The sequence below is a fragment of the Methylotenera mobilis 13 genome, assembly GCF_000384255.1.
GTDB lineage: Bacteria > Pseudomonadota > Gammaproteobacteria > Burkholderiales > Methylophilaceae > Methylotenera > Methylotenera mobilis_B.
Genome location: NZ_KB913035.1, coordinates 1,133,513 through 1,148,535, shown reverse-complemented (window position 1 = coordinate 1,148,535; position 15,023 = coordinate 1,133,513). Strand labels below are relative to the sequence as shown.

General features: G+C 41.0%; 15 protein-coding genes. 7 read left to right on the top strand and 8 right to left on the bottom strand.

Translation table 11 applies throughout. The features are described 5' to 3' along the window. Positions 1-342: 342 nt before the first annotated feature. Genes A391_RS0105540 through fabA form a run of 3 tightly spaced genes read right to left on the bottom strand, consistent with a single transcriptional unit; the run spans position 343 to position 2,740 of the window. Positions 343-891, bottom strand: coding sequence for a DUF1439 domain-containing protein (locus A391_RS0105540; protein WP_019897941.1), 549 nt, complete (start codon positions 889-891; stop codon positions 343-345). A 44-nt stretch (positions 892-935) separates the two neighbouring features. Continuing rightward, a complete protein-coding gene (fabB, locus tag A391_RS0105535) occupies positions 936-2,168 on the bottom strand; it encodes a beta-ketoacyl-ACP synthase I (protein WP_019897940.1) in 1,233 nt (410 codons plus the stop codon). Between the two features lie 56 nt (positions 2,169-2,224). Continuing rightward, complete coding sequence (fabA, locus tag A391_RS0105530) at positions 2,225-2,740, bottom strand: 3-hydroxyacyl-[acyl-carrier-protein] dehydratase FabA (protein WP_019897939.1); 516 nt, start codon at positions 2,738-2,740, stop codon at positions 2,225-2,227. A 284-nt stretch (positions 2,741-3,024) separates the two neighbouring features. On the opposite strand from fabA, the gene A391_RS0105525 reads away from it, so the two are divergent. The 6 genes from A391_RS0105525 to A391_RS0105500 all read left to right on the top strand — a co-directional run bounded on the left by A391_RS0105525 (position 3,025) and on the right by A391_RS0105500 (position 8,714). Beyond that, entirely contained in the window at positions 3,025-4,041 is a 1,017-nt protein-coding gene (locus A391_RS0105525) for an AAA family ATPase (protein ID WP_019897938.1), read from the top strand. A 179-nt stretch (positions 4,042-4,220) separates the two neighbouring features. After that, entirely contained in the window at positions 4,221-5,081 is an 861-nt protein-coding gene (locus A391_RS0105520; RefSeq protein WP_019897937.1) for a DUF58 domain-containing protein, read from the top strand. 18 nt (positions 5,082-5,099) lie between these two features. Then, positions 5,100-6,092, top strand: a complete 993-nt coding sequence (locus tag A391_RS0105515; RefSeq protein WP_029144015.1) for a hypothetical protein — start codon at positions 5,100-5,102, stop codon at positions 6,090-6,092. A 3-nt stretch (positions 6,093-6,095) separates the two neighbouring features. Next, on the top strand, positions 6,096-7,085 hold the full coding sequence (locus A391_RS0105510; RefSeq protein ID WP_019897935.1) for a vWA domain-containing protein: 990 nt from the start codon (positions 6,096-6,098) through the stop codon (positions 7,083-7,085). Continuing rightward, positions 7,076-7,669, top strand: a complete 594-nt coding sequence (locus A391_RS0105505) for a hypothetical protein (protein ID WP_019897934.1) — start codon at positions 7,076-7,078, stop codon at positions 7,667-7,669. Before A391_RS0105510 ends, A391_RS0105505 begins: the two co-directional genes overlap by 10 nt. 46 nt (positions 7,670-7,715) lie before the next feature. After that, the gene (locus A391_RS0105500; protein WP_019897933.1) at positions 7,716-8,714 is read left to right on the top strand and encodes a VWA domain-containing protein; all 999 of its coding nucleotides are present in this window, start codon (positions 7,716-7,718) and stop codon (positions 8,712-8,714) included. A 118-nt stretch (positions 8,715-8,832) separates the two neighbouring features. Here A391_RS0105500 and A391_RS0105495 read toward each other — a convergent pair whose 3' ends face one another. Continuing rightward, the gene (locus A391_RS0105495) at positions 8,833-9,213 is read right to left on the bottom strand and encodes a protein YgfX (RefSeq protein WP_157261325.1); all 381 of its coding nucleotides are present in this window, start codon (positions 9,211-9,213) and stop codon (positions 8,833-8,835) included. Between the two features lie 132 nt (positions 9,214-9,345). On the opposite strand from A391_RS0105495, the gene A391_RS0105490 reads away from it, so the two are divergent. Continuing rightward, entirely contained in the window at positions 9,346-10,341 is a 996-nt protein-coding gene (locus A391_RS0105490; protein ID WP_019897929.1) for a YgfZ/GcvT domain-containing protein, read from the top strand. 82 nt (positions 10,342-10,423) lie between these two features. Here A391_RS0105490 and ftsB read toward each other — a convergent pair whose 3' ends face one another. From ftsB to A391_RS0105470, 4 genes are all read right to left on the bottom strand, one after another. After that, positions 10,424-10,765: a cell division protein FtsB gene (gene ftsB / locus A391_RS0105485; RefSeq protein WP_019897928.1), complete on the bottom strand. Its 342-nt coding sequence runs from the start codon at positions 10,763-10,765 to the stop codon at positions 10,424-10,426. Between the two features lie 120 nt (positions 10,766-10,885). Continuing rightward, a complete protein-coding gene (gene eno, locus A391_RS0105480) occupies positions 10,886-12,172 on the bottom strand; it encodes a phosphopyruvate hydratase (RefSeq protein ID WP_019897927.1) in 1,287 nt (428 codons plus the stop codon). A gap of 128 nt (positions 12,173-12,300) precedes the next feature. After that, positions 12,301-13,140 (bottom strand): 3-deoxy-8-phosphooctulonate synthase, encoded by an 840-nt coding sequence (kdsA, locus tag A391_RS0105475; protein WP_019897926.1) that lies wholly within the window; start codon positions 13,138-13,140, stop codon positions 12,301-12,303. Positions 13,141-13,253: 113 nt separating this feature from the next. Continuing rightward, positions 13,254-14,879, bottom strand: coding sequence for a CTP synthase (locus tag A391_RS0105470; RefSeq protein ID WP_019897925.1), 1,626 nt, complete (start codon positions 14,877-14,879; stop codon positions 13,254-13,256). Positions 14,880-15,023: the final 144 nt, after the last annotated feature.

The following is a 15,023-nucleotide window of genomic DNA, read 5'->3' as shown; positions in this document are numbered from 1 at the left end:
AGTTTACGTTACTGCAAGTAGGTATATTTGTGCGATAGCGCACATATAAGCGTAATAATTAGAAAATGATTATCCCCTGAATGTAGCTCACTTATTGAGTTTCTACTTCATGGCGTTATATTCTTGATAAACATCATAAGATGTGATGGGGTAATTGGATAATATTGAATGGAATAAATGAATGAAGACCTTGCTACGATGATTGGTAAGAAATACTTAAAAGCGTTTATGAAGAAGCCAATTGTTCACCACAAGTAAACATTTCAATGTTAAATCAAGTATATAAGATTTTTCGAGCCTCATTAATGACAGTGATGACAGAAAGTTAGCAATGTATGAACGCTAATGATATGGACTTAATGTCACTACCAAGCCACGGTCAGTCACTTTCATTTCCTTTGGATAATATTGAGTTTTACCAACTTTAAGTGAGTCAGCTTTTACCGTATAAAGATTAAGACCATTTAGTAATTGACTCCCAAGCATCTTAGCTATACCGGTCATTGCATCTGCATACTTTGGCTCAACACCATCAATCACAAAATCATCAACTTCCGCATCGTTCAAAATGACAGAATTGGTAGATGCATCTAAATGCAAGTTGCCCGACACCGCCAACTTGCCGGCCATCTTTTTGCCAGTGAGTTGATTCATTAACTGCGTATCAAATTTTGTATGCATCCTACCTGTCGCATGGTCGAACTTAACATTGGCATTACTTAAGCTAAGATCGAATACTTTGAGCAAAGATAAAGGAATCACCAGCTTATCATTCAGCTTAGATTGAATTTGCTGCTCGGAGATATAGACGGTGTGGTCAGAAAAACCCGCACAACCTATCATCAAGAAGGTCGGAAATATGAGGCTTAAGAATTTAGCTTTCACACTCATATTTCCGCACCTGTAATCACTACAAAGTTAATTACAAAAGTTATTTACAGATTTTTTGTTGATAGCAACAATGTGGCATTGGTGCCGCCAAAACCAAAACTATTGGATAATGCTGTTTCAATTTTAACGTTTTCTATTGCAGTTCTAACGATATTCAAACCCTCTGCTGCTGGGTCTAAAGTTTCGATATTGGCTGAGGCTGCAATAAAATTATTTTCCATCATCAGTAAGGTATAAATCGCTTCATTCACACCAGCTGCACCTAAAGCGTGACCAGATAAAGACTTAGTGGAAGCAATAGCCGGATTTTGGTTTAAGCCATTTTCACCAAACACTTCACGAATCGCCTCAAGCTCTTTCACATCGCCCACTGGTGTACTTGTACCATGCGTATTGATGTAATCAATTTTTGCATCTACGCCTTCTAGGGCTAAGCGCATACAGCGAATAGCGCCCTCTCCACTTGGTGCAACCATGTCATAACCATCAGAGGTAGCGCCATAGCCTACGACTTCTGCATAGATTTTTGCGCCACGTGCCTTGGCATGTTCATAATCTTCTAGCACGACAATACCGCCGCCACCAGAAATCACAAAACCATCACGGTCAGCATCATAAGTGCGTGATGCTTTATCAGGTGTGTCATTATATTTGCTACTTAATGCACCCATGGCATCAAACATAAACGACAATGTCCAGTGCTCTTCTTCTGCGCCACCTGCAAAAATAATATCTTGCTTACCCAATTGAATTTGTTCTACGCCTGCACCGATACAATGCGCACTGGTGGAACAGGCTGAGCTAATCCCATAATTAATGCCTTTGATTTTTGCACCGGTAGCAAGACATGCAGATACTCCGCTCGCCATCGCTTTTGTCACCATATACGGGCCTACGCGGCGCACACCTTTTTCACGTAGCGTATCAACACCCTCTAAGATGCTTTCATGTGATGCGCCACCTGCACCAACGATTAAACCGGTACGAACATTAGACACCATTTCTTCAGGTAACTTTGAATCTGCAATTGCTTCTTGCATAGCAAGCCATGCATAAGCATGGCCTTTGGCCATAAAACGCATCAATTTTCGATCTATTAGCTCTTCAACTTTGAGATTCTTGATAGATCCAGCCACGTGTGAGCGCAAGCCCATGGCAGCATACTCTGGTTGATAAGTAATCCCTGACTGTCCAGACTTTAAGCTCGCCAACACCTCTGCTTTATTGTTGCCTAAGCTGGAAACAATTCCAAACCCCGTAATAACGACACGACGCATTTCGTGCTCCTTAAAAACTTTTTTATTCTACTTAAAAACTACAAATGATCTAAAAACTAAAAATTATCCGTGCGTGTAAATAAACCTACACGTAAATCTGTTGCTGCATAAATCTCACGGCCATCGATTTGCATAGTTGCATCTGCAATCCCCATGACTAGCTTACGCATAATCACGCGTTTCAAGTCAATGGTGTAGGTTGCTTTTTTAGCAGTTGGTAACACTTGGCCTGTAAATTTCACTTCCCCTGCCCCTAATGCACGGCCACGCCCTGGACCACCCATCCAACCTAAATAAAAGCCAACTAACTGCCACATCGCGTCCAAACCTAGACAACCTGGCATGACAGGGTCACCTGTAAAGTGACATTCAAAGAACCATAAATCAGGGGTGATATCCAATTCTGCAATGATTTGGCCATTGCCGTATTTACCACCTTCTTCAGTAATTGAAACAATACGATCAAACATCAACATTGGCGGTAAAGGCAACTGTGCATTACCCTCACCAAACATTTCACCACGACCACATTTGAGTAATTCTTCTTTTGTGAAACTATTTTGTCTTTGCATAATTTTGACTTTGTAAATAAGTTTTTAACGTCTATTTGAACCCAATCAAGCGATGATTAATCAAACCACTTGATTTAACTTTCGCTATTTTCGCTGGAAAACCATTTTTACGAAAGCGATATTCATCTTTTATTAATATTTTTATTCATTTTTTAGCGATTTAATTCAATATTTAGGATATATTTAGCAAAGGGGTATACAGATCTGTTTACCCCTTCAATAAAAACGTTTACTATGTATTTAAGTTCTATTACAACCATTTCAAAAAAATACAGGAATTCTCGATGAGTGATGTTCAACTAGCTGATTGGCGCAATCATGCGCTTACCTTAGAGTCTGAAGTCAATAAAGTTGTGGTTGGCCAACAAACGCCAATTAGACTGATTACCACTTCAATTTTTGCGCGTGGCCACGTATTGCTTGAAGGTGATGTAGGGGTAGGAAAAACCACACTATTACGCGCCTTTACACGCGGCATCGGTGGTGGCTACCAACGCATCGAAGGCACCATTGATTTAATGCCTAATGATTTGGTTTACCACACCTATCTTGGTGAAGACGGCAAACCTCATGTCAGCCCAGGCCCACTGCTAATGTCTGGTGAAAATTTATCTGTGTTCTTCTTCAACGAGATCAACCGCGCTCGTCCACAGGTGCATTCATTATTACTCCGCGTCATGGCTGAGCGTAGCTTGTCAGCGTTTAATACAGAGCACTACTTCCCACACATGATTGTTTTTGCTGACCGTAATCAAGTTGAAAAAGAAGAAACTTTTGAAATTCCATCCGCGGCACGTGACCGCTTTATGATGGAAATTCCAATTGTGGTACCAAATGATGATGCAATCATGGAAGCATTAGTGTTTGACACTAAATTCCATAACGTAGATGCGCTAGTTGATACAGTTAAACCGGATGTGCTGCAGTTTGACGAACTTAACGCGTTTTCGAGCGTGATTCAAAGTAGCATTGAAGCCAGCGATACACTTAAAAAATATGCACTTAACTTGTGGAAAGCAACTAAAACACCACTTGATTATGGTGTAAAAGTATCTGGTGTTGACATGAACCGTCTTGTGCTTTCAGGTGCCAGCCCTCGTGGCATGAGCATGATGTTGCGTGCAGCACGTGTTAATGCTTGGTTAAACAATCGCAATGCAGTGCTACCTGACGATATTCATGCGGTATTTCACTCAACGATTGCCCATCGTTTGGTGTTTAGCCCAGTGTATGAAATGCGTCGTACTGAAATTGCACGTGAAATGTTATCAGGTATTGTCAATGCAGTTTCTGCACCTTAAATTCTAGATATTAGATTTTAAGTATGAAATTTAAGATGTGATTAAGAAGTTAAGTCGCAATCTACCAGGTAGTAGTGCCGTTACTAAATGCCTGCTGGATTTTTGGTACTGAACCATCAAATCAATAGAAAATTGATGTTGAAAGTTATCCATCCATTGGATTTTTATGTTGGATTTTTATGATTGAAAATATTAAATCTTTTGACTACCACGTTAGCTGGAGATCACGCGGACGCCATCCAGGGAGGCATGCAAGTACGCAGCGTGGTATGGGCATGGAGTTTCGTGGACACACCTCGTTGCTTTCTTACCCAGATCCACGCCGTATCGATATACGTCAAACCATACGTGATCCACTTGAGCAAGTATATGTGCGATTATTTAACCAAAAGAGTGCCACCCCTGTTTATGTCATCTGTGACCTATCAGGCAGCATGAACTTTGGCGCTAAAAAAAGAAAAATTAAATTAGCTGCTGAAATATCAGAATCAATTGCACAATCAGCAAGCGAGCATCATGACCCGTTTGGCTTTATCGGTTTCGATGAAAAAGTACGTGAGGACTGGATCAGTACAACCTCGTTCAAATCTCATCACGCAATTTCGATGGCTGAGTCACTAAAAGACTTCCATCCAGCACAAGTCAATTGCAATGGCATTACTGAAGTTTATCGTTTTTTACCGCGTGAACGTTCTTTAGTGTTCTTAATTTCAGACTTTCACATGCCTAACACCTTACTGGAAGAGGCATTGTCCAACCTGTTACGCCACCATATCGTGCCAATTGTATTATGGGATTCCGCTGAATACAAAAACTTGCCAGAGTTTGGTTTAGTCAATGTAGATGATGCGGAAACTGGAGAAAAACGTACTTTATTTTTACGAAAAGAATTACGTGAAAAGATCGTGCAGTCGTTTGAAGATAGGCGCAATCAAATTTATGAGCTATTTATGCGCTTTGATATGCCACCATTTTATGTAGAAGGTGAGTTTGATGCTGACTCACTAACTGAATACTTTCACCAATTTGTAGCTGCCTAAACCAATTAAAAACTAATCATGACAAAATACTTTAGAGTCCTACTACTTACAGCCATTCTGAGCGTTAGCTCAATGCAGGCGCTGGCGATTGATAGTCAAACCCTTCCAGACGTTGATGAAGGTGTTGTCAGCATTAACACCATAGATCCTTACAAACGTGTCGGCTATACCGTTGGTGACGTGATTGAAAGGGAGGTCACGTTAACAATTAAAGCCCCATACAAACTGATTGAAACTTCTTTACCAATTGTCGGCTACGAGAAGCGCTACAGAGGCAAAGTGATTGGTATTGAGTTAAAAAATATCGAGCACAGTAAAGTTGAGCACAAAGACTATACAACGCATCAAATTAAACTTGCTTATCAGGTATTCACTAATAGTGTTGTCGCAAAAAATGTTGCGTTAGGTCCTGAGTATTTAAATTTAATTAATACAAAAAACAAAAAGCAATTAGTCAAATACCGCATCCCTAGTTTAGATATTGCAGTCTCGCCACTCTCAATTTTTGGGCAAGTTAAAGTAGAAAACAATATGAGCCAGTTTCTTGAACCTTTGTTAATCAAAGATGATCAGGAGAGAAAATGGCTCAAAGTGGCGATTAGCGCACTTGCAGTAAGTTTACTCGGATTGCTCTACATATTTGGAAAGCATGCATGGCTACCGCGCATGGGTGGAAGCTTTGCAAAAGCTTATCGCACGATTAAGAAACTACCAAATAATGAAACTGGTCTTAAACAGGCAATTTCTGCAGTACATCTATCGTTTAACCAAACGGCAAAGATGAGTGTTTTTAATGACAATTTAGACGAGTTTATTCAGAACAATCCTAACTTCTCACATCTAAAATCTGAGATATCCCAATTTTTCGGGCTATCACGTCAAGTTTACTTTGAGCCTAATGCCCAACATAGCGTAGGTAATAATCCATCACAATGGCTATTGCAGTTCACAAAACAATGCCGCGATTGCGAACGTGGATTAATTCCAACAACCATCAAGGCTGGAGTCTAGACCATGGTTTTTTCTCACCCATGGGTATTATGGCTACTACCATTAGCATTTTTACCCTTGCTACTACAACGCGCTCACGCCAAGCACTACTCTTGGGTGGACATGCTCCCTATCGACCCATTATCTAATTTAATTAGTCTCATTCTAAAAATATTGGCTGTATTAACCCTGATTTTTATCATATTAGGATTAGCAGCGCCGCATACCACTGAGCAAAAAGTAGAACGTATTGGCATTGGTGCACAAATCGCGCTTGTACTAGATCGAAGCGCAAGTATGGACGACCCGTTCTCAGGTTCTACAGATAGCACAGGCAATGTAACCGTAGGTGAAACAAAATCAGTGGCAGCAGCAAGGCTGATTACTGCTTTTGTAAAATCTCGTCAGCAAGACATGTTTGGCATGATCACATTTAGCAACTCTGCCATGTATGTGTTACCGCTCAGCGAGAACAAAAAAGCCGTGATTGCGGCCGTGCAAGCAACAGCAGGTAACGCGCTGTTTCAAACAAACATCGGTAGTGGATTAACCAGCAGCGCTGGATTATTCGACAAGATTCCAGACTCTGGCTCACGTGCAGTTATTTTACTTTCCGATGGTGCTGGCCGGGTAGATGCCAACACACAACAAAAAATCAAAGACTGGTTTGAGCGTTTAAATATCAGCTTATATTGGATTGTGTTACGTCAGCCTGGCGGACTTAGTATTTTTGATACGAGCTATGTGCCTGTTGAAGACCAGCCATTGCCAGCACAAATTGAGCTTCATGAGTTCTTTCAGAAATTCAAAACGCCATTTAGAGCTTATGAGGCAGAAGACCCGAAATCGCTTCAACTTGCGATGAACGATATTAATAATCGTGAAAAGAAACCCATTAAATATTTCGAAAAAATTCCGGGACGAGAGTATTCAAACATATGCTTCATGATTGCAGCCATCATGATTGCACTCCTACTGGGCGTTAAAAGAATTGAGGTGACAACATGGCATTAAGCATCAAAAATACAGCACTGCATTTATTATCAGCAAAAAAATTAACCCACTTTTTTAATGTGAAAGTCTTGTCATGGCTATTCATAATGACAGCACTGCTTGCAGCGGTTGCTAGCATTTACTACTTTAATCGTATTCAGCAGATTGAAGCATTTAATACAGCCGTTAGCACAGGCAAACAACCTAAAACTGATTTACAAAGCTTTGAGGCTAAATTCTCAACGGCTTATTGGTTAGCTAAGAATGAACGCTATAAAGAAGCAACACTGTTATTCAACAAAGCACTCAATGGTGCAACGGTTGAGCAAAAAGCGGCGATTCAATATAACTTAGGCAATATCTTTTTTAGACGTGGTCTTGCGATTGCAGGTACCAACATGACCGTACGCGATGAAGCTGAATATTTGCTGATGCAAGCTAAAACAGCCTATCAACTCTCATTAAGACAAGATAGTAGTAACTGGAGAGCGCGTCATAACTTAGATCGTTTATTGACAATGCTGCCAGAAAATCCAACTCCTGGTGTTGGCGACAGTGACTCACCTGGCTTAATCATGGGTAACATCCCTGTTGGCTTACCTTAAATCAAAGAGTGAAATCCAACTAAAAACTAAGACTGATTGATTCATTATGCATCCAATTTATAATTATTTACGTCATCGCAAAGATGTAAGTCTGTTGCTCGCCGCATTTACACTGTTAGTCATCGCATTATTTAACCCGACGATTCCAGTGAAGCGCAACATCTACAGCTACATATTTGCTGTGGATATTTCACAAAGCATGAATGTAGTAGATAAAACACTCAACGGGAAACCAGTTTCACGCTTAGTGTACATACAAGATACATTACACAAACTCGTCAGTGAATTGCCATGCGGCACTAACGTCAGTATTGGTTTATTCGCAGGGGTAAGCGTTGCCGCACTCTATACACCGATTGAAATATGCGAAAACTTTGACGCAATTAATGACACCATCGATCACTTTGACTGGCGTACAGGCTGGTCAGGTAACAGTAGAATCAGGGCAAGCATGCCAGTATTGGCTAAAACCATCCGCTCTTTTCCTGCACCAGCACAAGTAGTGTTTTTCACAGATGGTGAAGAAGCGCCTAAGTTACATGTTTTTAATCGAGAAGACTTGAGCTCTTTTCAAGGTGGTGATGACTGGTTGCTAGTTGGTGTAGGGTCTGACAAGGGCACGCCTATCCCCAAATTTGATGAGCACAACCAACTGATTGGTTACTGGGCCAACGAAAGCTTTGCGATGCAGCCTGGTATTGCACAGATATCCGAAGCCAATATAGGTTCAAGAAATGATAGCGTTGCCAATGGTGAAAGTGACCGTTATTTATCTAAACTAGATGAAACGTACCTACAAGATCTAGCCAAAGAAATTAATGGTATGTATGTGCGCGCGGACAGTGTATCTTCAATACTTGATGCAATGAAGAAACAAAAACCTGCACGCCGCGATAATGCTAGCTTTGAGTTGCGTTGGGTGTTGGCTGCATTGGCTGGCGTATTGTTTATATTCGCTTATTTGCCAAAACATCCAATCAATGAGTTAAAAATGCACTGGCGCAATCTCATTAGTCGCAGACAAGCGATTAAAAAAGAAACGTAAATTCATCTAAGTAAGTCACTTAATCTAAACAGTAACCCTAGAAGTTACTTAGAAAATCACCTAACAAATAAAGTGTCAAAACAAGTCGCAAGTAGCGTTAGACAAAACCCATCGAACACTACTTGCGATTTTCTCCCCAAAGCAACCATACTCTAAGCTGCCTAAACGCTTCTGCATCAACACTATCAGCCAAAATTAAAAAACGCTGATTAAATAAACGTTTAGCCCATGTAGTGTTTTTAGGTCGAAAATGAACAATCGTTAGCAAAGGCGTGACTACGCTCTCATCTTTTAATGATAAATCACTCAATACTTGGCCATCTTTTCGTATCACATTCAACTGGTTCTTCGCGTTAACATGAAGTTTTGCTAGTGACCACGGAAACAAAAGTAATCCATCTTTAATAATGGCATAAATAGCCGCTATCCATATTAGCAATAGAGAAAAACACTGTATAGATAAAGATAGATTAACCACATAAACAATCCAGCTACTCATGACACTCATCAGAAATATCGCGATAGATAAAATAAATGAGGGCTTGAAATTCAGGTCGATAGGCTTCACGTTATAATCGGCAATAAGTTTTAAATAGTCTATTGATACTAAGTAATAATACAAAAGGTTAACATGAGCAATCAACAATGGCAGCAATTTATTCAAACATCAGCTTCCCCAAAAAATACGGGAGAGATTTCACCATTATTAGATCATGAAACCGTTATGTGTGACCTCTCGCATTTAGGTCTATTACAAATCGATGGTGCTGATGCATTTAGTTTTCTGCAAGGTCAAGTCACTAACGACATCAAACTATTAAGCGGTAGCTCAGCGCATTACACTGGCTACTGCACTCCCAAAGGTCGTATGCTCGCGCTGTTTTTAGCATTCTCGCATCATGACCACATTCATTTACAAATGCCTGCAGAATTAGTTGCAGCAGTTGCCAAACGGCTAAAAATGTATGTGATGCGCAGTAAGGTAGAGATACAAGATGTAAGCGATTCAATGATTAAAATAGGACTGAGCGGCCCTAAAGCTAGCGAGCTACTAAACACCTTATTTTCTAAAGTGCCTCAAAATGACTACGAATTAGTATCACATGAAAACGGCGCATTACTTAAACTACCAAGCAAACATGGACGATTTGAAATATTCACGGACATCAACCATGCACAATCTATTTGGAGCGCTTTATCATCGCATGCCACAGTGGCTGATGCCGCACATTGGGAGTGGCTAGAGATACAAGCAGGTATTCCTGATGTAGTACTTGCTACACAAGAAGAGTTTGTTCCACAAATGTTAAATCTGGATTTAATTGGCGGCATTAATTTTAAAAAGGGCTGTTACACAGGCCAAGAAATTGTCGCTCGTACGCATTACTTAGGTAGCATCAAACGCCGTACCTACTTAGTACATTTAGATCACACTACAAAACCCGCCCCTGGTGACAATGTTTTAAATGCTGCTAATGAAGCTGTAGGCAAGATAGTACGAAGCGCAGCATCCCCTAACGGCGGTTACGACTTACTTGCTGAAATCAGATGTGAAAATGTTGATAGTAATCAATTATCAGTTGGTGGGAATGCACTATCTATTCAATCATTACCCTATCCGCTTTAGTATAAGCTAAACAGCTATCATCAATGACACCATCTGTCATTGATGGAAATGCTTGGCGTTAAGAAAATTAGAATAAATACGATTACGGAGTGATTGGTGTGGACTGTCCAGCCGGAGGTGTTGGTGTAGGAACTGGCAGTGCTTGAGGCAACGGTTGGTCGATCACTTGATAAAACACTTCATCTTGTTTAATCATACCAAGCTCACTACGCGCACGTTCTTCGATTGCGGCCTGCCCACTCTTAAGATCTCGCACTTCAGCCTCTAGCGTGTCATTACGTGCTTTTAAAGTGGTGTTTTTCTCTTGCTGTAGTGCTACTTGACGATTTAAGTCCCACACGCGTAACCAGCTACCTTTGCCAAGCCACAATGGATATTGTAGCAAGGCAATCAGAATCACAAAAATTAGCGTGAGGGCTTTCAATTTTAATTATTCAAACTCAAATGACTGGCTATCGAACAAAAACCTGACGCATAAGTGAGCGCTACGTAATAAACATAGCGCTTAAATGCAATCAGGTATCGATTCGAATGCATATTAAAATTATTTAAATAATTGATAAAAAGCTGACTTACCCGCGTAGCTAGTTGCATCACCCAACTCTTCTTCAATACGTAACAATTGATTGTACTTAGCAATACGCTCTGAACGGCACAGTGAACCTGTTTTGATTTGCAATGCATTAGTTGCCACAGCAATGTCAGCAATCGTACTATCTTCTGTTTCACCTGATCGATGTGAAACAACCGCAGTGTAACCAGCGCGTTTAGCCATTTCAATGGTTTGGAATGTTTCAGTCAATGTACCGATTTGGTTTACCTTAATTAGCACAGAGTTTGCAACACCGCGTTGAATGCCTTCACGCAAGATCTTTGTGTTAGTCACAAATAAATCATCACCCACCAACTGCGTTGTTTTACCTAAACGCTTAGTCAATGTGTCCCAACCATCCCAATCGAACTCAGCCATACCATCTTCAATACTGATGATTGGGTATTTATCACACCACGTTGCCAAGTAGTCAGTAAATTGACCCGAAGTCAATGCCAAACCTTCTGACTCTAGGTGGTAACGGCCATCTTTATAAAACTCAGTACTTGCACAATCTAAACCTAGATAAACATCACGACCTGGCTCGTAGCCTGCATCTGAAATTGCTTCTAAGATATATTGAATCGCAGATTCATTAGAAGGTAAATTAGGTGCAAAGCCACCTTCATCGCCCACTGTAGTCGCAAGCCCTTTTTTATGTAACGTCTTTTTCAATGCATGAAATACTTCAGCACCACAGCGAATCGCTTCACGGAATGATGGCAAACCTGCTGGAATAATCATGAATTCCTGCATATCCACACTGTTATCTGCGTGAGCGCCACCGTTAATGATATTCATCATCGGTGTTGGCAATTGCATTGAGCCTGAACCACCCAAGTAACGATAAAGCGGCAGACCTGACTCTTCAGCAGCTGCACGCGCACAAGCCATTGATACAGCCAAAATTGCATTTGCGCCTAAACGGTCTTTATTTTCAGTGCCGTCTAATTCAATCAGCGTTTTATCAATAAAGCTTTGCTCTTCAGCATCTAAGCCGATAATCGCTTCTGTAATTTCAGTATTTACATTTTCAACAGCCTGCAAAACACCTTTACCTAAATAACGATTTTTATCGCCATCACGTAGCTCAACCGCTTCTTTAGCACCAGTAGATGCTCCTGAAGGCACTGCTGCACGGCCGATAACACCACTTTCAAGTAGCACATCTGCTTCAACAGTTGGGTTACCGCGTGAGTCTAAAATTTCGCGGGCGATAATATCTACAATTGCGCTCATTACTTTCTCCTAAGTTCTAAATCGTTTGGCCACAGTTAAACAAAATTCACACTCAATTTAGCGCAATTAAACGCATCAATAATGGCTTGGTGTGAAGTAGCCTAATTATTATTTACCCTAATTATTACTTATAACGTACTCTCAATAAAACCTGCTTTTTTAACTAACCTATCTAAATCCACCAACACCTCTAATAAATCTCTCATTTTGTGCAATGGCCACGCATTTGGTCCATCAGATAACGCTTTTGATGGATCAGGATGGGTTTCCATAAAGATACCTGCAATGCCGCTAGCGACAGCAGCGCGCGCCAAAACTGGCACATGTTCACGTTGACCACCGCTTTTATCGCCTTGACCACCTGGTTGTTGCACAGAGTGCGTTGCATCAAATACCACCGGGCAATGCGTTTCACGCATAATTGCCAGGCCACGCATATCTGAAACTAGTGTGTTATAACCAAAGGATGCGCCACGTTCACACACCATAATATTATCTGCACCACCGTTAGCCTCTTTCGCTTTTTGCACGACATTTCTCATATCACCAGGCGCCATAAATTGGCCTTTTTTGATATTCACAGGCTTCCCTGAACGCGCACAGGCAGTGATAAAGTCTGTTTGACGACACAAAAAGGCTGGCGTCTGCAAAACATCCACAACAGCAGCCACATGCGGTACCTGTTCTTCTGTATGCACATCGGTCAAAATAGGCACGCCTATCTGGCTACGTACATGATCTAAGATTTTCAAACCTTCATCCATGCCAAAACCACGAAACGTTTTGTTTGAGCTACGGTTAGCTTTATCGTAAGAAGACTTGTAAATAAATGGAATATTTAGCGCTGTCGCAATTTCTTTTAGTTGGCCAGCTGTATCAATCGCCATCTGTTGCGATTCAATCACACATGGGCCAGCGATTAAAAATAGCGGATGCTCTAGACCCACATCAAAGTTACATAATTTCATACGATTAACACCTTAAAAATTAGCGTCTACCAAGTACAGATAACAACTGATTGAACTAAAAACTAGGCACCTTGAGTTATCTATACTTTTACTGGACTTGACTAGTGGCTAGATTATTTTTTATTGTTCAACGCTGCTTTCACATAAGCTGTAAACAACGGATGCCCAGCACGTGGGTTAGAAGTAAATTCTGGGTGGAATTGGCAAGCGACAAACCAAGGATGCACGTTCTGTGGCAATTCAATCATTTCACATAAGTCTTCAGTTGGTGTTCTCGCAGAAACCACTAGCCCAGATGCCTTCAACTGATCTACATAATGGTTATTCACCTCATAGCGATGACGGTGACGCTCATTCACCGCTGCGCCATAGATACTTGCTGCTAATGTATTAGGCACCACTGGGCAACTTTGTGCACCAAGTCGCATCGTGCCACCTAAATCTGAGTTTTCATCACGTTTTTCAATATTACCTGATGCATCTTGCCACTCATCAATGAGGCCAATCAATTTATGCTGGGCCTGCGGATTAAACTCTGTACTGTTAGCGTCGGTTAAGCCTGCTACATGGCGTGCAAATTCAATCACAGCCAACTGCATACCTAAACAAATCCCCAAATAAGGCACTTTATTCTCACGTGCATATTGAATAGCTGCGATTTTACCTTCTGTACCGCGCACACCAAAGCCGCCTGGCACTAAAATCGCATCCATCCCTTGTAGGGCAGCCGTGCCCTTTTGCTCGATATCTTCAGAATCAATATAGTGAATTTTTACTTTTGATTCAGTGTGAATACCAGCATGAATCAATGCTTCTGTTAGTGATTTATAAGATTCAGTTAAATCAACATACTTACCAACAAAAGCTACATTCACTAAATGTTTCGGATTGGCTAATGCTGTGGCAATACGCTCCCACTCAGAAAGATCGGCTGGTTTTACCTTAAGCTCTAACTTGTCGCAAACGATGCCATCTAAATTTTGCTCGTGCAATAAACCTGGAATTTTATAAATAGAGTCCGCATCAATCGCACTAATTACAGCCTCAGAAGCTACATTGGTAAATAATGCGATTTTTCTACGCTCATCATCAGGGATATTACGATCAGCACGACATAACAATACATCTGGCTGGATACCAATTTCACGCAACTCTTTCACAGAGTGTTGTGTAGGCTTAGTTTTTAATTCACCCGCAGTTGGAATCCAAGGTAATAGCGTCAAATGGATGTAGCAGGTGTTGTTTCTGCCTTCTTCAAAACCCATCTGACGGATGGCCTCTAAAAATGGTAGTGACTCAATGTCACCTACTGTGCCACCAACTTCAACAATGGCAACGTCAGCACCCTCAGCACCACGTTTTACGTGCGCTTTTATTTCATCGGTAATATGTGGAATCACCTGTACCGTTTTACCTAAATACTCACCGCGACGCTCTTTTTTAATCACAGTTTCGTAAATTTGGCCAGTAGTGAAGTTATTGCGTTTACCCATGCGCTGGCTAATAAAGCGCTCGTAGTGACCTAAGTCCAAGTCAGTTTCAGCACCGTCATCAGTGACAAATACTTCACCATGCTGAAATGGGCTCATGGTGCCTGGGTCAACGTTAATATAGGGGTCTAGCTTGAGCATCGTCACTTTGATACCACGTGACTCTAAAATTGCGCCTAGACTGGCGGCAGCGATGCCTTTACCAAGAGAGGAAACAACACCGCCGGTTACGAATACATATTTGGTCATGGAGAAGGCACTTAAATTATTATTACAGACGGGAGTCTATTTTACTTTAAAGCCCCAACGCCTACAAATAAAAACTCTTAATTCTGCGTTTATTTTACCGCACTTACTTTCACTAAGCTTTTCAAAGCTAATCTTGAACAACGT

Bases quoted from the DNA above. Each gene is read 5' to 3' on its own strand.
- A391_RS0105540 (WP_019897941.1), bottom strand. From the start codon at position 891: ATGAGTGTGAAAGCTAAATTCTTAAGCCTCATATTTCCGACCTTCTTG.
- fabB (WP_019897940.1), bottom strand. From the start codon at position 2,168: ATGCGTCGTGTCGTTATTACGGGGTTTGGAATTGTTTCCAGCTTAGGC.
- fabA (WP_019897939.1), bottom strand. From the start codon at position 2,740: ATGCAAAGACAAAATAGTTTCACAAAAGAAGAATTACTCAAATGTGGT.
- A391_RS0105525 (WP_019897938.1), top strand. From the start codon at position 3,025: ATGAGTGATGTTCAACTAGCTGATTGGCGCAATCATGCGCTTACCTTA.
- A391_RS0105520 (WP_019897937.1), top strand. From the start codon at position 4,221: ATGATTGAAAATATTAAATCTTTTGACTACCACGTTAGCTGGAGATCA.
- A391_RS0105515 (WP_029144015.1), top strand. From the start codon at position 5,100: ATGACAAAATACTTTAGAGTCCTACTACTTACAGCCATTCTGAGCGTT.
- A391_RS0105510 (WP_019897935.1), top strand. From the start codon at position 6,096: ATGGTTTTTTCTCACCCATGGGTATTATGGCTACTACCATTAGCATTT.
- A391_RS0105505 (WP_019897934.1), top strand. From the start codon at position 7,076: ATGGCATTAAGCATCAAAAATACAGCACTGCATTTATTATCAGCAAAA.
- A391_RS0105500 (WP_019897933.1), top strand. From the start codon at position 7,716: ATGCATCCAATTTATAATTATTTACGTCATCGCAAAGATGTAAGTCTG.
- A391_RS0105495 (WP_157261325.1), bottom strand. From the start codon at position 9,213: ATGAGTAGCTGGATTGTTTATGTGGTTAATCTATCTTTATCTATACAG.
- A391_RS0105490 (WP_019897929.1), top strand. From the start codon at position 9,346: ATGAGCAATCAACAATGGCAGCAATTTATTCAAACATCAGCTTCCCCA.
- eno (WP_019897927.1), bottom strand. From the start codon at position 12,172: ATGAGCGCAATTGTAGATATTATCGCCCGCGAAATTTTAGACTCACGC.
- kdsA (WP_019897926.1), bottom strand. From the start codon at position 13,140: ATGAAATTATGTAACTTTGATGTGGGTCTAGAGCATCCGCTATTTTTA.
- A391_RS0105470 (WP_019897925.1), bottom strand. From the start codon at position 14,879: ATGACCAAATATGTATTCGTAACCGGCGGTGTTGTTTCCTCTCTTGGT.